Below are 20,506 nucleotides of genomic sequence, written 5' to 3'. Positions count from 1 at the left end.
ATGAGCGCCGACCGGCGTCGGCGCTGATTACCCATCGCGTTCAGGCCGATACTTCGCTGATACCGACTTGTTCAAATGCCCAGGCTAGCTCACGCAGCTGGTTCTGCTCGGTGTCCTTGATCTGTTGCAGTTGCTGGCCCAGGGTTGGTGCGCCAAAAGCCCCGCGCAGGCCCTGGGAGGCATCGCCCAAGCTCTTTGTACCCTGACGATCAAAGGCATTGAGGGCTGAGGTTTCATTCGTCGACTCACGATTGAACAACTCCGCCAGCGTACTGCTGCCAAACACCCCGCCATCGCCCCCACCAAAGCCGAGGAAACCGCTGCTGTTGCCATCGCCACCACCCTCGGTGTTAAACACCTGGGCGATGTAACTGGGCGCCAACCCGCCATTGCCAATGAAGATATTGCCCAACGGCGGCAAACCACCGCCCGAATCACGCGCCTCGAACAGCGGCGGGAAGCCGATAGAGACTCCCAGGTTTCCCGTCGGTTGGCCGAAGACAATCGGCTGCAACGGCAGGTTCGGCAGGTCCGCTGGTGGTGTCGGATCAGTGATGCGGAACTGCGGATCGCCCCCCAGCGCAACCGTGGTGATCCCGTAGTTGTTGGAGTTGGCAAAACCACTGCCGGCATTACCCGATAGATCGCTTACCAGACTGGTGTCGAGGGTGATGAAGTTGCTCGGGTCGGTGATATTCGCCGTCGGCGTCAGGGTCGCCGTCCAAGTCTTACCGCCATCGCTGGTGATCAGGTTGGACAGGACGCCATTGGCCACACTCAAATCCGACAAGTCGAAGCCGATGACCTTTTCACTAAAGGTGAAGGTCACCGTGGTGGTCTGGCCGGCGGTCAGGTTCGGATTGGCGACCACGATGGTGGCCGTCGGCAGATCGGCATCGACACTGTAGTTGTTGGAGATGGCAATACCCGAACCGGCATTATTCGCCCCATCGCTGACCAGCCCCATGTCGAGCACAATCAGGTTGGTCGGGTCGGTGACCGCTGCCGTCGGCGTCAAGGTTGCGGTCCAGGTCTTGCCACCATCGCTGCTCGCCAGGTTGGACAACGTACCGTTGGCCACACTCAGGTCTGACAGGTCAAAGCCGCTGACCACTTCGTTGAAGGTGATGGTGACGGTGGTGGTCTGACCGATGCCCAGGTGGTCGTTGGCCACGGAGATGGTGGCCGTGGGGCGCTGGGTGTCGATGGCGTAGTTGTTGGAGTCCGTGGTGCCCACGCCGCTGTTGCCTGAACTCAGGCCCTGTACCCCGGTGTTATCCAGGGTGATCAGGTTGGTGGTGTCGGTGACATTGCTGTTCGGGGTGAAGGTCGCGGTCCAGGTGATGCCGCCGTCACTGGTGGAGAGCGAGCTCAAGGTGCCGTTGGCCACCGTCAGGTCCGCGTTGCTGAAACCGCCCACCGCCTCGCTGAAGGTAATGGTCACCAGCGAGGTTTCACCGACGTTCAACGCCGAATCGGCGACCACGATGGTGGCTGTGGGCACTTGGGTGTCGATGGTGAAGTTGCCGGAATCGGTGCTCCCGGTTCCGGTATTGCCGGCCAGGTCGGTGTAAGTGGTGTTGTTCAGCGTGATCAGGTTAGTGGCATCAGACACGCCCAAGGCTGGGGTGAAGGTGGCGGTCCAGGTGATGCCACCGTCGCTGGAACTGACCGCGCTCAAGGTGCCGTTGGGTACGCTCAGGTCGGCGTTGCTAAAGCCGGTCACCGCCTCGCTGAAGGTGATGGTCACCAACGAAGTGTCGCCGACCGTGAGGTTCGGGTTAGCGACCACGATGGTGGCGGTGGGGCGCTGGCTGTCGACCGCATAAGCATTGGAACTGGTGGTGGCCGAACCGTTGTTGCCGGCGCCATCGATCACTCCGCTGTTGTCGAGGAGGATGTGATTGTTGGCCTGGGTAACCCCCGCCGCCGAGGTCAGGGTCGCGGTGTAAGTGATGTTGTCACTGGTGCTCAAACCACTCAGGGTGCCGCTCTCGGCGCTCAGGTCAGCCAAGGTGAAACCCGTCACTGCTTCGCTGAAAGTGATGGTCACCAAGGACGTCCCGCCAACCCCCAGATGGTCGTTGGCTACCACGACCGTGGCCGTGGGGCGCTGGGTGTCGATGGCGTAATTGTTGGAGTCCGTGGTGCCCACGCCGCTGTTGCCTGAACTCAGGCCCTGTACCCCGGTGTTATCCAGGGTGATCAGGTTGGTGGTGTCGGTGACATTGCTGTTCGGGGTGAAGGTCGCAGTCCAGGTGATGCCGCCGTCACTGGTGGAGAGCGAGCTCAAGGTGCCGTTGGCCACCGTCAGGTCCGCGTTGCTGAAACCGCCCACCGCCTCGCTGAAGGTAATGGTCACCAGCGAGGTTTCACCGATATTCAACGCCGAATCGGCGACCACGATGGTGGCCGTGGGCACTTGGGTGTCGATGGTGAAGTTGCCGGAATCGGTGCTCCCGGTTCCGGTATTGCCGGCCAGGTCGGTGTAAGTGGTGTTGTTCAGCGTGATCAGGTTAGTGGCATCAGACACGCCCAAGGCTGGGGTGAAGGTGGCGGTCCAGGTGATGCCACCGTCGCTGGAACTGACCGCGCTCAAGGTGCCGTTGGGTACGCTCAGGTCGGCGTTGCTAAAGCCGGTCACCGCCTCGCTGAAGGTGATGGTCACCAACGAAGTGTCGCCGACCGTGAGGTTCGGGTTAGCGACCACGATGGTGGCGGTCGGACGTTGAGTATCGATAGCGTAGTTGTTGGAGTCGGTCGTCCCGCTGCCGGCGTTGCCCGCCCAATCGGTGTAGCCGGTGTTATCCAGCGTGATCAGGTTGGTGGTGTCGGTGAGGTTGGCGCTAGGGGTTAGAGTGGCCGTCCAAGTGATCCCCCCATCAACGGAGCTCAGGTTGCTCAAGGAGCCATTGGCCACGGTCAAATCCGCCAGGGTAAGGCCGGTCACCGCCTCGCTGAACGTCACCGTCACCGTGCTGCTCTGGCCAGCTTTCAGGGTCGAATCGGCCACCACCACCGTGGCCGTCGGGCGCTCGCCATCGATCATGTAGTTGTTGGAACCGCTGGTTCCGGTGCCGACATTGCCTGATAGCGATTGCACCCCGCTGTTGTCCAGCGTGATCTGATTGGTCATGTCGGTTATGTTGCTGGACGGCGTCAGGGTCGCGGTCCAGGTGACGCCACCGTCGCTGCTGCTGAGGTTGGCCAGGGTGCCGTTGGCAACACTCAGGTCGGCCAGGGAGAACCCGGTCACTGCCTGGTTGAAGGTGATGGTCACCAACGAGGTTTCATTGATGCTCAGGCTCGTGTCGGCCACCACAATAGTGGCGCTCGGCAGCAAGGTGTCGACCGCATAATTGTTGGAGTCGGTGCTGCCGCTGCCAGCATTCCCCGCCAGATCAAAAACCCCGCTGTTGGTCAAGGTGATCAGGTTGGTCGCATCGGTGACGTTATTGCTTGGTGTCAACGTAGCGGTCCAGGTCACACCACCGTCGCTGGAACTGACCGCGCTCAGCGTGCCGTTGGCGATGGTCAGGTCGGCATTGCTGAAGCCGGTCACCGCTTCGCTGAAGGTAATAGTCACCTGCGAGGTTTCACCGGCCGTGAGGCTGTTGTCGGCCACTACGATGGTTGCCGTGGGGCGTTGCGTGTCGATCGCGTAATTGTTCGAGTCAGTGCTACCACTGCCTGCGTTACCGGCCTGATCGGCAACCCCGCTGTTGTCCAGGGTGATCACATTAGCGCTGTCGGTAATGTTGCTGGTCGGCGTCAGGGTCGCGGTCCAGGTGACGCCGCCGTCGCTGGAACTGACCGCGCTCAACGTGCCGTTGGCGATGGTCAGGTCGGCATTGCTGAAGCCAGTCACCGCTTCGCTGAAGGTAATGGTCACCTGCGACGTTTCGCCCACGTTCAAGGCACTGTCGGCCACCCACACAGTAGCCGTTGGTCGCTGGGTATCGATCACATAGTTGTTGGAGTTGGTCACGCCGGTGCCGGCGGTCCCGGTACCATTCTGCACCCCGGTGTTGTCCAGGGTGATCACATTAGTGCTGTCGGTAATGTTGCTGGTCGGCGTCAGGGTTGCGGTCCAGGTGACGCCGCCGTCGCTGGAACTGACCGCGCTCAACGTGCCGTTGGCAATGGTCAGGTCGGCATTACTGAAGCCAGTCACCGCTTCGCTGAAGGTAATGGTCACCTGCGAGGTTTCACCGATTTTCAAAGCACTGTCAGCGACCACGATGGTGGCCGTGGGGGCTGGCGCGTAGCTGGTGTTGATGTTTCCGCCATCATTGAAAATATTACTCACCGCCGCCGGAGAGTTTCCTGTGCCGCCCGACGCTGACTGACCTCCAAAGCCGCTAGCACCGGTGTTGTTGCTCATGGCTGCGAAGTTGGCCGCCGTCATCAGCAATGTGCCTTTGTTCCAGATGGCACCAACGCCTTTGCCACCCACACCACCCGGGTCGTTGCTGGCGCCACTACCACCACCGCCGCCGCCGCCACCGCCACCGCCGGCCGCGATGTTGTTGGAAATCACGGAGGTACCGACAACGGTCAGGGTACCGGTGCTCGCGTTATAGATGCCGCCAGTGGCCGATGCACCCGCTCGCCCCACGCTATCCCAACCTGAGCCACCGCCGCCGCCACCGATGGCAAGGACGCCGTTGTCCGCACCACCGCCGGAACCGCCGTTGCTATAGCCAGAACCACCGATGCCGCCATTGCCGCCGTTACTGTTACCCCCTTTGCCCCCCATCACGCTGGGGTCATAGCCACCGCCGTTACCACCTTGGTTGGGAGTTCCTATCTTCCCGGCATAATTCCCGGTCCCACTACCCGCATTACCGCCCCGGCCACCGGCTTGCCCACCAATGCCGCCGCCACCGCCACCGCCACCGCCCACGTAAGCCCCAGAGACCCCACCCCCACCGCCGCCGCCTGACGCCGCGTTGGCGGTCACGGTGACGTTGATCAGGGTCAGGTTGCCGGCGTTGACAATACCGCCCCCCATGGCCGCCGAGGCGTCCACCCCAGCGTCCCCGCCCCGGCCCGCCGCCAGTCCCTTGGTAATGATCAGGCCATCCAGGGTCGCTGTGACCCCGGAGTTGACCTTGAGCACTTGGGTCTTGTACTGCCCGCTGATCGTGACATCGGCCAGCCCGTCGTTGTTCAGGTCGCCGTCGACGGTGAGGTTTTTGGTGATGATCAGTTGTGACTCGAGATTGACCGTCATGCCAGCGCTGCTGAAGGTGACTGTGTCACCGGCAAGCGCATCGCTCAGCATCTGACGCAATGAGTCGGCACCAGCGTCATTGGTGTTGAGCACCGTAAGGGTCGCCAGGCCGTACTGATACCCCGCCATGGCATCGGCCGACAGCACATTGCGGCTTTCGATGCTGCCGGTGGCGATTTCCAGGGTCCAATCGCCGCCCAGGCCGGTGCGGTTGGTAGAGGCCGCGATATCGCGTCCGGTGTACTGCGCCAGGGAATCGACAAAACTGATGCCCTTGTCACCCGCGGCGGTGTTGCAGGCGTAGATCAAAATATCGCCGCCGACATTCATGTCATTGCCGATGCGCGCCAGCACATCGGCCCGCGAGGCGACGTTATCCGCCGAAAGATAGGTACTGCCCAGCCACAGATCGCCTGAATTACCGTGGGCGACAATTTCCACGGTGCTCACGCCTTGGTGGGTATCCAGGTAATCGGCGATCTGTTGCAAGCCGTCCTTGCCGGCCTGCAGCACCACCACCTCGGTACCGGGAGCGGCGCCCTTGAGCAGGCTGTCGAAATCCTTGACCCGGGCATCGACGAACACCACTGACTGGCCGGGAACCGCGGCCGGTGCCGGGGTAGGTGCGGCATCGGATTGCGGATGGGCTTCGACCGGCGCGGCCCCATGCTCGGTGGCCGGTGCCTTGGCCGCATCAGCGCTAGGGTGATCGGCCGGTTGCGCCGCCTCGGCCACGGTGGCCGCCACGGCGCCGTCGAACAGCATGCGCGGCTCAAGCGGAATGATCATGGGTGAGACCAGGGTTTTCACGCCTTCAGCCCGGGATTTCTGTTTGCTCCACCACATGTTTCACCTGCTCTCGAGCACTGATGCGCTCATCGATGCTTTTGCTGTTGGAATAAAAAACCGCGATCAATTGACCGCGGTATTGGTTTTCATACGAATGACATTCGCAGCGCTGGCAGAACCGTCGTTCCAGAACGACAACTCCGCGTATTTCTCGAACAGGTCCGGCGGCAGGATGGTGCGCCGCGTCTGCAGCTCCACCTTGGGTTTGACCCGGTGCAAACCGGCGACACCCAGGGCTTGGTCGAATGCCGGCGCGTCGTAGACCAGATGTTCAAAGTCATGCTCGAACCAGGGCTCGCCAATAAAGTCGTAAACCAGTCGCAGCACGCGCTCCGGGGCCTGGGATAGCAAGTCGTAGTCCACCAGCAACAAGGCGTCGGCGTGTTCGCCGTAATAGGCTTCCTTGAGCGCGGTCCAGGAAAAACCCACCAGGCGATTGCGCTGGGCCAGGGTTTCGCAGCGGCTGTAGACGGTGTTGCGCTCAATCTCATCGTTGAACAGTTTGGTGTTCTCGAAAGGGTTGGCGCGGTACAGCCGCTCAAGGCTGTCCATGACCCAGGCCACATTGCGCACACAGGCGATGACCTTGGACTGGGGAAACAGGTCCATCAGCGCCGGCAAGCGCGCGGACCACTGACGATTGGTATCGAAGACCACCGATTGCTCGGACTTGTCGGCGTAATAGGATTCAAACAGCCCGCGCAACAGACGGCGGCGCATGGCCGTATCGATCACCGCACCGAACTCGCTACCGGCACTGCACTGTTCCAGCACGCTGTTAAACAGGGTGCCGACGGGACTGCTCATGCCGGCATGAAAACGCGGATTTTGCAGGAGAATGGCGGACAGCAGGGTGGAGCCTGAGCGCGGCAACCCTGAGATAAAGTGGAAATTGTGCAATCCCTTCACCTTCGACGTAGTCCCTTTTGTAGGACAAAGCGTAGCGTAAGGAACTATTTCCGCATAGTTGTATTTTGATATCAAAAACCCAGCATTTAACTCGGAAAATCCCACAAACACGGGCTTTTTTACCACTTACAACCCGCCTGATCGCTCTAGCTAAAGGCTCCCCTGCTCAAGTTGCGCAGCAGGCCAGATGACAAGTCTCATATAAAACAGCCTGGGTATTGCCGCCCGCATTCGAGTCAATTTTTCGCCCGTCATGGGGAATGGGCGCAAATTCCTCCGGTGCCTCGCGGCTCATCACCAGCCTCTTGAGGTCGCTTTCCGCACCTGTATGGGGGCAAGGCGCTGATTGTGGGGCAGCCCCAGCACCTGATCCGGGTATTGCGAACACGATGCTGCGCTTGCAAAAAAACCGACAGTAACCCGACCAGCATCTACGCTGGATGTCGGTGCACAACAGATACTGACCGACGAGTCACACCGTCAGTGCAACGGGCGGGCACCTCACTTAATACAGTTGGAGGATAAGGATTCATGGAAGTCTTTCTCGGCACTATCCAGATGTTCGGCTTCAGTTTTGCACCCAATAGTTGGGCGCTGTGTAACGGACAGATCATCCCCATTTCGCAGAACCAAGCCTTGTTCGCCTTGCTGGGCACAACCTATGGCGGCAATGGTCAGAGCACCTTCGGCCTGCCCAACCTGCAAAGCCGGCTGCCTATGGGACAGGGCAGCGGAGCAGGCCTGTCATCACGAATGATCGGCCAGTCCGCCGGCGTCGAAAGCGTCTCCCTTCTCAGCAGCAACCTGCCGCCACAAGTGATTCCCACCAACGGCCTGACCGTCACCACCACCGTCAACCTGGCGAGTGAGCCAAGCAGTCCGGTCACGGCGCCAACCCCCACCAATGCCTACCTTGGCGCCTCCACCCCGTCCGGGCCACCCTCGGCGGCCATCTACTCCGACCAACAAGGCGCCTCGCCGGTGGCCCTAAAAGGCACCCACAGCACCATCGGCGGCACGCTGACCACCCCCGGCAGCAACATTCCGGTCGCGGTGACAAACCCGTTCCTGGTGGTGAACTTCAGCATCGCCCTGCAAGGGTTGTTCCCCTCACGTAACTGACCCTCCCTCAAGCGCCGGGGCCCCAGCCCCGGTTCCTGCTCGATAGAACGGAGAACATCGATGCTGCAACACCTGTACAACGAGCACTTCCAGCCATTGCTGAACCAGCCTTGCCCGCTGCACCTGCCCGATGGCAGCCTGCTGCCGGTCCAGATCGAAACCATCGAACTGCACCCACAATCGCGTCTGCCGGAAAACGCCCGAATCCCTTTCAGTGTGGCGCTGCGCAGTCTGCAACCAACCGATTTCGTCGATGGACTGTGCACCCTGGAGTTGCCAACGCTGGGCCGGGTCGACGCCATTTTCGTCTCCCGAGAGCCGCCGTTGGGACGGGACCCGACCCTGGGCTACTTCAACATCGTCTTCAACTGAACTCCGGGTACCACACCAGGCGCTCGGCCGCCGGCGTGCGTTCCTCGACCCGAAAGCCGAGCGCCAGATAGTGCTGGCGCGCCTGCGGGTTGCTGGCCCAGACCACCGTCGCCACCGGGCAACCGACCTGGCGCGCCGCTTGCTGCACCCCTTGCAACACCGTCCGCCCGAAGCCCTGGCCCCGGGCCGCGGGGATGAACGCCAGGTACAGCACACGGACTTCATGGGCACCGAAATCGGCGCTGAGTACGCCGATAGGCGTATCGAGCTTTTCCACCACGTAATGCAGCGCATCGGGGAAGTGTTCGCCCATGCCCTGTTCCTGCACCTGGAACTGCTGGGCGACCACCTGTTCGATCAGCTCGGGATCGGCATCGATCCACTGCAATTCGGGGCGGGCGGACTGGTACAAACCCTGCAGAAAGGGCCCATCGGCAGGCCGCGAAGGGCGCATGGACAAGCCGTTGGATGAGTGCAACATCGGATGTTCTCCCTGAACCGTTGGTCAGCTGGCTGCTGACGACACCTGTCTAGAAACCGCTTTCACGTATCCCCAGCGCCGCCAGGCGTCGCCAGGCCATGCCCAGCAACGACTCGCTGCGCCCTTGCAGCACCGCCACACCACGCAACGGATGGCGCGGCGTCGGCACCTCTTGCGCCATCTTCAAGCGCACGCCGTATTGCGCCTGCACCGGCTCCGGACGGCGGTTGGCATCGCGACGCACGGCAATCGGCCCGTGATGATCGGAGGTCAGCGCTTCCTGGTCGATCGTCGCTACGCCATTGCTGTCCACCTCCAGCAACTGCACCGGCCAGGCCGGGCGCATCGGATCATCGGCGACAAAACGTCCGCGGGCGCCCGGCGCCACGCGCCACAAGTCCTCTTCAGCCAGGTACCCACGCAAGCGAGTACCGCCCTCGACGATCCGCGCCAGGGGCTCTTGGGTGGAGACCCAGCGCCCAGGCGTCAGTTGGGGCATCAGGTCGCGCACCTGGCCGGCCTGGGGCGCCCGCAGCAACAGGCGCTCACGCCGGGCCAGCAAGCCTCGATACTCAGCCACGGCCTCCGCCAGCCGCTGCTCAAGAACGCCGACATCCGCCGCCGTTTCACTGCGTCCGGCCTGACGTCGCATCTGCAACTGCAAGACCGCGATCTCGCGCCGCACGATCACTCGACGCGAGTCGATGTCCGGCGACTCAAGCTCCACCAGCACCGCGCCCTGCTCCACCGCCTGCCCGTCCTGCACATTGACCTGCCTGACCCGCGCCGCAGCCGGTGCATGCAGCGCGGTGACCCGCCCAGCCTCCAGCATCGCCGGCACTTCCACGCTGCTGCGCCAGGGCACAGCCACCAGCAACAGCAGCGCCAACAAACCGAGGCCGCTGAGCAGCACCCGTGGGGTATGCGCCTGCTCGCGACGCGACCACCACTCCCGGGCTTCCTTGACGATCGGCAGAAAGATGAACCAGCCCAGCTCCACCAACATCAGAAAGATCCCCAACAGCTTGAAGAACAGGTGATAGACCGCCAGGGCAATCCCGAAAAACAGCACCGCGCGCCACAGCCAGGACAAAAAGCCCCACCACAACAAGCGCCGCTGCATCGTCGGCGACCAAGGCTCGGGGGCCGGCTCGCCATAACCAAACAACACTTCTCGCAGGCGCCAGCGACACAGGGCAAAGGCCCGACCTTGGAGGTTGTCCACTTCCCAAAGGTCGCTGAGCAGAAAATAACCGTCAAAACGCATGAACGGATTGAGGTTGACCGCCAAGGTCGTCAGCCAGGTGGCGCTGGCCAGCATGAACGCCGCTGTGCGCGCCGCACCGTCCGGCAACAGCGACCAGGCCAGCAGCGCGATGCAGGCCAGGAGCATTTCGGCCATGACCCCGCCGGCACCGATCAACAGCCGGGCCTTGCGGTCATTGACCCGCCAGGCATCGCTGACATCGGTGTAGAACAGTGGCAGCAGCACCATGAACGCCACCCCCATGCTCTGCACCCGACAGCCGGCGCGCTTGGCCATGAACGCATGACCGAACTCGTGGCAGAGCTTGGCGAAGAACAACGCCACGGCAAAGGCCATGGCGCCGCCCAGGCTGAACAGATGGGGAAAGGTCGCCAGAAAACGCTGCCAGTCGCGCGACACCAAAAACAGCCCCAGACCCACAGTCATCGGCAAGCCAAAGCGCAACAGGCCCGGACCGAAGCGTTGCAACCAGGGCCAGGCACGATTGAGAAAAGCATCCGGGCGCCACAGGGGAATGCGGAAAAACAGGTATTGATGCAACGCCATCTGCCACAGGCTCTGACGGGCTGAAGCAGCCTTCCAGGCATAACTGGCGCGTTGTTGCGGATCCAGCGCGGCGATCAAGTCATGGGCACGTAAAAAGGCCAGCAACTGCTCGACCTCGTCCTCGCCCAGCGGCAGCCCCGGCTCGCGATTGGCAGCCTGCAGGACCGCCTGCAGATCCCCCAGCGACCAATGCCGCAACAACCGCATGGCCTGGACGCCGAGCTTGAAATAACGCCCACGAACCGGGTCGGCCAGGGTCCAGCGCGGAGAACCGTCCAGGGCCGCAGAAGCGGGTGTCAACTGCAGGTCCGCCCGCAGGCTGGGCAGGCTCATTACAGGCCCACACTCTGACGCAAACCGGCCAGCGGACGCCGTAACAGGTACAGGGCCAGCGGCGCACGCTGACCGAAGAGTTTCGCGGTGCCCCGCAGGCCGATCCGTGGTGGCGGCGAGTCGCTGAAGGCGGCGTCCAGCCGATAAGCCAATTGCCCGGCAGCCGTGGTCTGCGCTTCATAAGCCACCCGCTCCAGCCTGGCTGCATGACGGTGCAACGGATCGCTATCGAGGAACAAGGCCACTTCAGCGTTGGGTTCCAGGGCAATGGCATCGCCCACCGCCAATTCGATACGCAGTTCGGCCTGGGTCGGGTCGGCGATTTCCATCAACCGCTCGCCGGTCTGCACCGGCTTGCCGGTCCAGCGCTCGGCATCGGCGAAAACCGCAATGCCGTCACGTTCGGCGCGCACTTCGCTGCGCTTGAGCAATTCGGCCGCATAGTCGCGTTCGGCGCGTTTCTGCTCAACCCGAGCCGCCAGCAAGTCAACGTTGGAACCGGCTTCGGCGTCGGTAAAGGCCCGCTGGGCATTGGCCTTGAGCTCGGCTTCAGCCACCCCTAGCGCACGCTGCGCAACATCGGCCTGGGCCTTGAGGGTAGTGCTCTCAAAGCGCACCAGCAGGTCGCCGGCTTTCACCGCCTGATTGGGCCTGACCAGAAACTCGGCAACGACCCCGTCCAGCGGCGCGGCCACCACCCGGCCGGCCAGCGGCACCACCTCTGCCGGCGCCAGCACCGATTGCCGTACCGGGATCAACAACCCCAGGAGCACCAGCGCCACCAACAATAGCTGACGCTTGCCGGTGAACCGCAAACGCCACGGGCGGCGCGGCTGCAAGGCCAGCCAGGCATGGCTGTAGGTGTCACCCAATTGCGCCAGCAGCACTTGTTCGGAGGGGCTCCAGGGAGTGTCCCGAGCCAGCCACAGCCCACCAAAGACTTCACCTTGGTGATCCAGCAACGGCAGCCAGAACACCTGGGCCGTGGACAGGCTGTTCCAGTCCTCGCGGACCGAGTCGCTGAACGCGTCCATGGGCACCACCGTTGCCGGCTTGGCTCGCGCCCATTTAAAAAGCTGCGCCACGGCCTGTTCGACAAAGGCCACAAACGGCGCGTTGGGCTCCACCGAGCTCACGCCAGTCACCGCCTGAACCTTGCCGGCGATCAACAGCGCGGCGTGGCGAAAGCCAAACAACGCCTGGCCATCATTGACCAGGCTATAGGCCAGTTGCTCGGTGGTGCGGGCCGCGCGTGTCAGGCGTTCAAGATCGAGGAATTGGGCAAAGACTCGCTCCACCGCGCCAGCAGCGGGTGCGTTCACTGAAATGCCTCGAAACGCGCCGTGCCACTCATGCCCGCCAGCAAGCCGTCAGCCTTGGGCAGGCTCGCTACCAGCAGCAAGGTCTGACTGCCCTCATCGATGCGCGCCCCCAGGCGCTTGACCGTGGCCTGCAGCGGCTGGCCGGTCTCATCAGGAGTAAAGCTGAAGGTCTGGCCGGCCTGGAGCTTGCCCATCCAGCGCGATGGCACCAGCAAATGGATTTCCAGGGTGCGGTTGTCGACGATCTCCAGCAATGGCGAGCCAGCGGAAACACTTTCGTAGCGCTGCACTTTGCGCTGCACCACCTGGCCGTCATAAGGCGCGATCACACTGCAACGCTTGATCTGCACCTGATAGACCTGTGCTTGCGCCTGGGTTTCGCTGAGCTTGGCCTCGGCCCGGGCCACTTCGAAACGCCCCACGGAGTTCAAGGCCGCCAGTTGCTTGTTGTGGGCCAGCTCTTCAGCGGCGCCACGGCTGGCCGCCCTGGCGGCATTCAACTGGGCCTGATAGGCCGAACAGTCAAAACGCGCCAGAACATCCCCTTTGTTGAAGGATTGGCCTTCGCTGAATGGCAGGTCGACGATTCTTCCAGACAGTTCGCTGGCCAGCATCGCCTGGTCCCGGGCACGCAGCACACCACGCGCCTGAGTCGCCGAAGCGGCGTTGGTGGCCACCGGAGTGTCGAGTAGCGGGTCATCCTGTGCTGCGGGTGTCTGTGCTTGCGCCAGACACGCCATACCGATCAATGCCAAGCCAAAAACCGCACTACAAAAACGCTGCATAGCCGCTACTCCCTGTCGGATGGGCGGAGTCTACGACAGCTTCAGAGGGCGTCAAGCAGATGGCCCGTATCTTTTTCGGTGCGCAAAGCGCGCCAGCTCGCCACTGATCCCCCAAGGCCCTTCAAGTCCGTACCCCACTCGGCGAAACCTCGCAATCGTGCCGCTGTGTCATAGGTGAGACGCTACGCCTTCTGTATGATTTTCCGCAGTTCCGGAATCGGCCCTGACGGCCTTCTGAATTAAGGACAATTCATGCGCATTGCTCTGCTCTTATCATCGATCTTGGCTGCTCTATGCACCGGACAGGCTCACGCCAGCTCGGACGACATCTGCTCACCGACCTGGAAGCTCTACGCCAACCAGTTGGACAGTTGCAGCAACCTGCCCTTTCTCAGCCCGGGCAACGACAGCCGAGTCAACCTGCGGCTGCTGCTGGCCGACCAGGGCAGCCTGCCCCTGACGCCCCGGCCCCTGATTCAGAATGAACTAGGCATGGGCTACGGTCCCGTGCCCTTCATGCACTATCGCCTGCACCCGGCGCAGCCCGAGCTCGACCCCGACACGGGCAACCCACCCAAGCCCGGCCCCTCGCCCGCCACCGAGCAGCTCGACAGCCTGCTGCAGGCCGTGGGCCTGCGTCGCACCAACCAGAAAAGCGCCGGCGACGGCTTTCTCTCCGGAGAAGGCAGCCGCTGCCGCAGCAACTCGGACGCCAGTGCCCTGGCGTTTGTCGAGCAGCTCAACCAGGCGCAGCTGAGCCCGGAAGAACGCCAGGCCCTGGCCGAGGCCCGGGTGCAACTGCTGGCCAGCTGCGACTGGAACGCCAGCGAAATGAGCAAGCTGCTGCCGGGCAATCTGAACTCGGCGGCGGCCAAGGCGTTCGCCCGCTACCTGCAGGCCGCCGCCGACTTCTACAGCGGCCGCTTCAGCGAAGCCGGCAACGGTTTTGCCGCGCTCAAGGACAATCCCCAGCCCTGGCTGGCCGAAGTCGCGGCCTACATGAGCCCGCGCACCCTGCTCAACCTGGCCCAGCAGAACGCCTTCGATGAATGGAGCATGGTCAATCTGGAGCATGTGGACAAAGCCGTCCTGCAACAGGCCGGCGCCGGTTTCGAGGCCTACCTGAAGACTTATCCACAGGGCCGTTACGCCGTATCCGCCAAAGGCCTGATCCGCCGTGTGCACTGGCTGAAGGGCGACACCCAGGCTCTGGCCGATGACTACGCCGAGCAACTGACCCAGGCTCCCGGCACCCCGCGCAACATGCCTCTGGACGACTTGGTGGAAGAAGTCGACTACAAACTGCTGAGCCTGCCCGAAGACCACTTCAAGGCCCCTCTGCTGCTGGCGGTCAAGGACCTGATGCGCATGCGCGGCGCGCCATCGGCGCCTCTGACCCGGGACGCCCTGCAACGGCAGAAGGCCCTGTTCGCCAGCCAGCCGGCGCTGTTCGACTACCTCCAGGCCGCTTTCAGCCTGTATGTCGAACAGCAACCGGCGGCGGCGCTCAAACAATTGCCCAGCCAACTGCCGACGCAACTGGACTACCTGAGCTTCAGCCAGCAGACCCTGCGCGGCCTCGCCCTGCAGGCCCAACAGGACTGGAAAGGCGCCGAGGCGCTGTGGCTGCAACTGCTGCCCCTGGCCCAGCAACCGCTGCAACGCGAACAGCTGGAACTGGCCCTGGCCTACACCTACGAGCGCAGCGGGCAACTGGCCAAGGTGTTCGCCGCCGACTCACCGATCAAGACCGCCCAGGTGCGCGCCATTCTCCTGCGCCAGGTGGCCTCGCCCAAACTGCTGCGCCAGCAGGCCCAACAGGCCGACTCGCCAGCGGAGCGCAACGCCGCACGCTTTATCCTGCTGTACAAGGACCTGACTCGCGGCCAGTACGCGGCCTTCGGCCAAGACTACGAGCAACTGCCGCCCAGCCTGCCCGACGATAGCCTTGGCGCCAGCCTGGGCTACATCTACCTCGATACCTCGCCGTTGCAGAATTTCCACTGGAATAGCGCCCAGCCTGAAGGGGAACAGCCGGACTACCGTTGCCCGAGCCTGGTGGAGACTGCCGCGCTCCTTGAGCGTGACCCGAAAGCGCCGGCCGGGCTGCTCTGCCTCGGCGAGTTCATGCGCCTGAACAACTTCGATCAGATGCCCCTGGACACGCCACCCAACGCCCAATCCCTGGGTGGCACCCAGGACACCTTCCCCGGCAAGCCGTTCTCGCGACTCGACGGCTATCAAGTGGTGATCAACAACCCCAAGGCCAGCCGTGACGAACGCGCCTACGCCCTGTACCGGGCCATCTACTGCTACGCCTCCTCCGGCAACAACCGTTGTGGCGGTGCCGGCGTCGAACCGGCCATGCGCAAGGCCTGGTTCCGCCAGCTCAAGGGCAAGTTGGGGGACACCCAATGGGGCCAGTCGCTGCGTTACTACTGGTGAGAATGAAGCCCCTGGGCTACTGCCTGCTGCCGCTCTGGCTGTGGTGGGCCACCCCGGCGGCCGGCGCGGCGCCAGTGCAGGCCGCCGACCACGACGCCTTCTGGCTGTGGAGCGGGGTCAAGACCCAGCCCGTGCTGGCCCAAGCCAAGACCCTGTACATCCTCCAAGGCCAGATCAGCCGTTCGCGGCGCCATCCGGCCAGCGGTGTCGAGCTCATCGCCCAGGGCCTGCCGGTGTCGCGCCTGCCCCAAGAGCAGGTCTGGGTGGTCTATCGCGTCCATACCCTGGCCTGGCCGGAGCCGGTGTATCGCCAATTGCTCGGCCAAGTGCAGCGCTGGCAAGCCACGGGCACGCCGGTTATGGGCATCCAGATCGACTTCGACAGCAGCACCCGCGACCTCGAACGCTATGCGAGCTTCCTGCGCGACCTGCGCCAGCGCCTGCCGGCGCACTACCGCCTGAGCATCACCGGCCTGATGGACTGGGGCAGCAACGCCGACCCGCAAGCCATCAGCCAGCTCAAGGGCGTGGTGGACGAAGTGGTGGTGCAGACCTACCAGGGCCGCCGCAGCATCCCCAACTACGCCAGCTACCTGCCGCGCCTGGACCGCATGGGCCTGCCCTACAAGGTCGGCCTGATCCAGGGCGGTGACTGGCAGGAACCCCAGGCCCTGCGCGACAGTCCCTGGTTCAGGGGCTATGTGGTGTTTTTGCAGAATCCTTGAGAGCAAGGCGATCTGGCGAACACCTTTGCTGGCAAGCCTGCGCCGGCAAAAACCAAAAGCGCACAACGCTCCAGCGCATCAGCCTGATGGACCCTTACCAGTCATAGGTCAAACTCGACACCAGGGTCCGGCCTTCGCCGTAGTAGCAATCCCAGATGCTGGTGCACTTGGCGACGTAGGTCTTGTCGGTGAGGTTCTTCACGTTCAGCGCCAGCTTCACGCCCCTCCATTGCAACGGCGATTTTTCCAGGTCGTAGCTCAGGCTGGCGTCGTACACGGTGTAGGACGGGATCTGGAAGGCGCCGTCGTAATCGGTGCCATAGCTGCCCTTGACGTAGCGGGTGCCGACGCCCGCGCCCAGGCCCGCCAGCGGCGTGTCGCCAAGCAGGGTGTAGTTGAGCCACAGCGACGCGGTCAACGGCGGCATGCCGGCCGGATGACGCCCTTCGCGCCCATCGTTGTCCTTGGTGTACTTGACGTCGTTGCGTGACGCCGAGGCAATCAGGTCCAGCGATTCGCTGAGGCTGGCCTTGGCTTCCAGCTCGATGCCACGGGAGCGCACCGCGCCGCTCTGGACGCTGCGCCCGGGGCTGGTCAGGTCGGGGGTCAGGATATTCTCCTGGTCCAACTGGTAAGCCGATACCTGGACAAAGCTCTCCTGGCCCGGTGGCTGGAACTTCACCCCCACTTCGTACTGCTTGCCCGTGGACGGTTCGAAAGCGCTGCCCTGGGCACTGATGCCACTCAAGGGCAGGAAGGATTCCGAATAGCTGACAAAGGGTGCCAGGCCATTGTCGAACAGGTACACCAGCCCGCCGCGCCCGGTGAAGGACTGGCTCTTGGCGTTGGTGTGGTCACCGTTGAGCGGCGTCTTGTTATCGGTTTCCGCCCAGTCGTTGCGACCGCCGAGCACCAGTACCCACTGCTCGTACTTGATCTGGTCCTGCACATACAGGCCGGTCTGAGTGATGGTGTTGTCCCACTGGTAAGGGTTGGCGAAATTCAGCGACTGACCGTAAGTGGGAGTGAACATGTCGAGGATCGGCGGGTTGAAGTCGTACTTGCCGTCGAACCTGGAATTGAAGTGGTAGTAGTCCAGACCCACCAGCAGGGTATGGCTGAACGGCCCGGTGTCGAACTGGGCCTGGGCGATGTTATCCACGCCATAGACCTTGTTGTGCTGCTTCCAGTCGACGCCGTAGCGGGTCATGTAGCGCTGGTCGTTGAGCCCGGTCTTGGGATTGCTGACGAACTTGTAGCCGTGCAGCGGCGCGCGGTAGCGGTCATCGACATCGGCGTAGCGGGCGTTCTGCTTCAGGGTCCAGACATCGTTCAGGCGATGGGACAACTCGTAGCCGAGGACGAACTGGTCGCGGTCGTAGGCATTGACCCCGGGCTCGCCGAGGAACAGGTCGCGGTCGATCCTGCCGTTGCGGTTGGCGAACACCGTGCCCACGCTGGGCAGGCCCTGGGCCTCGGGCACGTCGTTGTCTTTCTGGAACTGGGCGAACAACGTCAGTTGGGTGTCGTCATCGGGCCGCCAGGTCAGGCTCGGGGCTATGAACTGGCGCTGACGCTGGACGTAATCGACGGCGTCCTGGCTGTCGCTGGCCAGCCCGGTCAGGCGATAGAGGAACTGCCCCTGCTCATCCAGCGGGCCGCCCAGGTCCAGGGCGACGCTCTTGTGGTCATAGCTGCCGGCTTCCAGCACCAACTGATGCAAGGGGGTTTCGGTGGGCCGCTTGCTGACCATGTTGACGATCCCGCCCGGCTGGTTTTGCCCGTAGAGCACCGAAGCCGGGCCCTTGAGCACTTCAATGCGCTCCAGGGCATAGGGCTCGATCTGCAGGGCACCGCCAGTGCTGCCACCACCGTAGGGCAAATGCAGGCCATCGAGGTACATCGGCGTCGGGGAAAACCCCCGGGAGGTCGGCTCGTCGAAAATCTTCACCCGGTCGGAAAAGCCACCCCCGGTCATGCCCGGGGTGTAGAGCAGCGCCTCGGTCACGCTCTGGGCGCCGCGGGCCTTGATTTCCCTAGCGCCGATCACGTTGATGGTCTGCGGAATCTCCACCAGCGCCGAGTCGGTCTTGCTCCCGGTGGCGCTGCGCTTGGCGACGATTCCCGGCACCGCGCCCCAGGCACTCTCATCAATTTGGGTGGCGCCGATCCGGGTCGGAGCCAGTTGCAGGGCGCCGTCCTGGGGCAGAGGTTGCAGGCCCCAGTTGCCCCCCCTTTGCACCGCCTGCAGGCCACTGCCGGCGAGCAGGGTCTGCAGGCCCTGCGCCACTTCGTAGCGTCCCTGCAGGCCGGCACTGTGCTTGCCGACGGTCAGACTCGCATCCACCGACAGGAGAATCCCGGCGGCACTGGCAAAGCGGTTCAGGACCTGGTCCAGATTGCCGGCGGCAATCTGGTAGTCCCGTGCCTGGTGGTGGCTGTCGCCGGTGGCCTGGGCAATACCCGGGCACACCGGGGCCATGGCCAGCAGCGCGACAAGGGCGTGGCGGCGGGCGGTGGTGCCCAGGGTCAAAATAGATGCTGTGGTCGGGTAAGGCATTCCTGAACTCCCCATGAGAATGCGTCTTGATCGGCTTTCATGGGGTATCCCGAACAACTCGGCAGAACCGACAACGGCCGGGCAGATTTTTATTCACTCGCGCGGCTTGAGGGTCACCCAGTAGCGCGTCACCGCGTGCGCCCGCACCGGCAACGCATGCTCCAGGGCCGCAAGCACCGCGTCACTGTCCGCCAGGGGAAAGACGCCGGTGAGCAACAGGCCCGCCACCTGCTCGTCGCAGCGCAGCACCCCCGGTCGATAGCGCGCCAGCTCGGTGATGAACTGCCCCAGGGACTGGCGCTCGGCAATCAGCCGGCCCTCGCTCCAGCTGCTGGCGTTGACCTCGGCCACTTGCCGGGGGGCAACCCGATCAGCGCTGAACCACAGGCGCTCGCCGGTATTGAGTTGCAGGGCCTGGGCATGCCGCGGGCTGACGCGCAACGCGCCCTGATAAAGATCGACCCGGGTGCCGCCCTCCAACTCGCGCACGGCAAAGCGCGTACCCAGAGCCTGGATGTCGCCGGCAGCGGTTTCAACGATCAGCGGCCGCGATGAATCATGCCCGCTGGTGAGCAGGATCTCGCCCTGGATCAGGCGAATCCGCCGTTCGCTGGCCGTGAACAGCACATCGACGGCGCTGGCGCTGTTGAGGTCCAGGCGACTGCCGTCGCTCAGGGTCAGATGACGCACCTGCCCGGTAGCGCTGCGCTCCCCGGCAAAGGTTGCGCGCCAGGGCTGGCTGCCTTGCAGTAGATAGCCACTGCCGCCCGCCACCAGCAGCAAGCCGAGCAGTTTCAACGCAGCCCGGCGCTGCAGGTCCGGGGCCTTGGCCAGCAGCACATGGGCGCCCTGCTCCGGTACGCCTTGCAAGGTCTGTTGCAGATGCTGCAGGCGCTGCCAGGCCCGCAAGTGCTCGGGATCGGCCTGTTGCCAGGCCTCGAAGGCCGCGCGCTGCTGCGGGCTCAATTCGCCGCCCCAGTGCAGCATCAGCCACTCGCTGGCCTGCTCGACAACACGGGGGGCAATGGGCGCCTGATGGGGTTTCATTCTGCGTAAAGCACCTGATAGCAGGCCTGGATCGCGCGGGTCATGTACTTCTGTACCGAGCTGACGGACACCTCCAGGCGCTCGGCGATCTGCGCATAACTCAAGCCTTCGAACTGCGACATGACAAAGGCCTGGCGCACCTTGTCCGGCATGCGATCGAGCATGGTGTCGATCTGCATCAGGGTTTCCAGGATCAGCGCGCGGCTTTCCAGGGAAGGGGTCTGCGGCTCCGGCAGGTGGGCGATGCTGTCCAGGTAGGCGCGCTCGATGCGTGCCCGGCGCCACTGGTCGATCACCAGATTGCGCGCGATCTGCGCCAGGTAGCTGCGGCTTTCCTGATGCCCGGGAAAGCGCCCCGACAGCAACAGGCGCAGAAAAGTGTCCTGCGCCACATCCGCCGCATGTTCGCGATCGCCCAGACGCTGGCGCAGCCAACCCTGCAACCAGCCGTGGTGATCCTGATACAGACGATGGAGCTGGGTGTTGCCGTCAGTGATGGCTGGCATG

13 protein-coding genes are annotated in these 20,506 nt (G+C 63.4%); 4 read left to right on the top strand and 9 right to left on the bottom strand.

The window, feature by feature from the left end; all coding sequences use genetic code 11:
- Nucleotides 1-40: 40 nt before the first annotated feature.
- Nucleotides 41-6,082 carry an Ig-like domain-containing protein gene (locus tag PLD_RS13755; protein WP_159893564.1) on the bottom strand — a complete coding sequence of 2,014 codons (6,042 nt, stop codon included), beginning with the start codon at nucleotides 6,080-6,082 and terminating at the stop codon, nucleotides 41-43.
- 66 nt (nucleotides 6,083-6,148) lie between these two features.
- Nucleotides 6,149-6,994 (bottom strand): sulfotransferase, encoded by an 846-nt coding sequence (locus tag PLD_RS13750; RefSeq protein ID WP_159893562.1) that lies wholly within the window; start codon nucleotides 6,992-6,994, stop codon nucleotides 6,149-6,151.
- A 531-nt stretch (nucleotides 6,995-7,525) separates the two neighbouring features.
- Between PLD_RS13750 and PLD_RS13745 the strand changes: the two genes are divergently transcribed.
- Both PLD_RS13745 and PLD_RS13740 read left to right on the top strand, forming a co-directional pair.
- Nucleotides 7,526-8,116, top strand: coding sequence for a phage tail protein (locus tag PLD_RS13745; RefSeq protein WP_159893560.1), 591 nt, complete (start codon nucleotides 7,526-7,528; stop codon nucleotides 8,114-8,116).
- Between the two features lie 60 nt (nucleotides 8,117-8,176).
- Nucleotides 8,177-8,488, top strand: coding sequence for a hypothetical protein (locus tag PLD_RS13740; protein WP_159893558.1), 312 nt, complete (start codon nucleotides 8,177-8,179; stop codon nucleotides 8,486-8,488).
- Here the strand turns inward: PLD_RS13740 and PLD_RS13735 are convergent.
- Genes PLD_RS13735 through PLD_RS13720 form a run of 4 tightly spaced genes read right to left on the bottom strand, consistent with a single transcriptional unit; the run spans nucleotide 8,481 to nucleotide 13,222 of the window.
- Nucleotides 8,481-8,969, bottom strand: coding sequence for a GNAT family N-acetyltransferase (locus PLD_RS13735; protein WP_159893556.1), 489 nt, complete (start codon nucleotides 8,967-8,969; stop codon nucleotides 8,481-8,483). The two genes, PLD_RS13740 and PLD_RS13735, sit on opposite strands and share 8 nt — an antisense overlap.
- A gap of 49 nt (nucleotides 8,970-9,018) precedes the next feature.
- A complete protein-coding gene (locus tag PLD_RS13730) occupies nucleotides 9,019-11,115 on the bottom strand; it encodes an HlyD family efflux transporter periplasmic adaptor subunit (RefSeq protein WP_159893554.1) in 2,097 nt (698 codons plus the stop codon).
- Complete coding sequence (locus PLD_RS13725; RefSeq protein WP_159893552.1) at nucleotides 11,115-12,437, bottom strand: efflux RND transporter periplasmic adaptor subunit; 1,323 nt, start codon at nucleotides 12,435-12,437, stop codon at nucleotides 11,115-11,117. The genes PLD_RS13730 and PLD_RS13725 overlap by 1 nt, the downstream gene beginning before the upstream one ends.
- Nucleotides 12,434-13,222 carry an efflux RND transporter periplasmic adaptor subunit gene (locus PLD_RS13720; RefSeq protein WP_159893550.1) on the bottom strand — a complete coding sequence of 263 codons (789 nt, stop codon included), beginning with the start codon at nucleotides 13,220-13,222 and terminating at the stop codon, nucleotides 12,434-12,436. The genes PLD_RS13725 and PLD_RS13720 overlap by 4 nt, the downstream gene beginning before the upstream one ends.
- 252 nt (nucleotides 13,223-13,474) lie before the next feature.
- Here PLD_RS13720 and PLD_RS13715 point away from each other — a divergent pair, with 252 nt between their 5' ends.
- Complete coding sequence (locus PLD_RS13715; RefSeq protein ID WP_159893548.1) at nucleotides 13,475-15,667, top strand: outer membrane assembly lipoprotein YfiO; 2,193 nt, start codon at nucleotides 13,475-13,477, stop codon at nucleotides 15,665-15,667.
- Entirely contained in the window at nucleotides 15,637-16,392 is a 756-nt protein-coding gene (locus PLD_RS13710) for a DUF3142 domain-containing protein (RefSeq protein WP_159893546.1), read from the top strand. Before PLD_RS13715 ends, PLD_RS13710 begins: the two co-directional genes overlap by 31 nt.
- Before the next feature lie 94 nt (nucleotides 16,393-16,486).
- Here PLD_RS13710 and PLD_RS13705 read toward each other — a convergent pair whose 3' ends face one another.
- The 3 genes from PLD_RS13705 to PLD_RS13695 all read right to left on the bottom strand — a co-directional run bounded on the left by PLD_RS13705 (nucleotide 16,487) and on the right by PLD_RS13695 (nucleotide 20,505).
- The gene (locus tag PLD_RS13705) at nucleotides 16,487-18,952 is read right to left on the bottom strand and encodes a TonB-dependent siderophore receptor (RefSeq protein ID WP_159893544.1); all 2,466 of its coding nucleotides are present in this window, start codon (nucleotides 18,950-18,952) and stop codon (nucleotides 16,487-16,489) included.
- Between the two features lie 93 nt (nucleotides 18,953-19,045).
- Nucleotides 19,046-19,999 (bottom strand): FecR domain-containing protein, encoded by a 954-nt coding sequence (locus PLD_RS13700; RefSeq protein WP_159893542.1) that lies wholly within the window; start codon nucleotides 19,997-19,999, stop codon nucleotides 19,046-19,048.
- Complete coding sequence (locus PLD_RS13695; RefSeq protein WP_159893540.1) at nucleotides 19,996-20,505, bottom strand: sigma-70 family RNA polymerase sigma factor; 510 nt, start codon at nucleotides 20,503-20,505, stop codon at nucleotides 19,996-19,998. The genes PLD_RS13700 and PLD_RS13695 overlap by 4 nt, the downstream gene beginning before the upstream one ends.
- Between the last annotated feature and the right edge of the window lies 1 nt (nucleotide 20,506).

The sequence above is a fragment of the Pseudomonas sp. LD120 genome, from assembly GCF_009861525.1.
GTDB lineage: Bacteria > Pseudomonadota > Gammaproteobacteria > Pseudomonadales > Pseudomonadaceae > Aquipseudomonas.
This window is presented reverse-complemented; position numbering and strand designations above follow the sequence as displayed.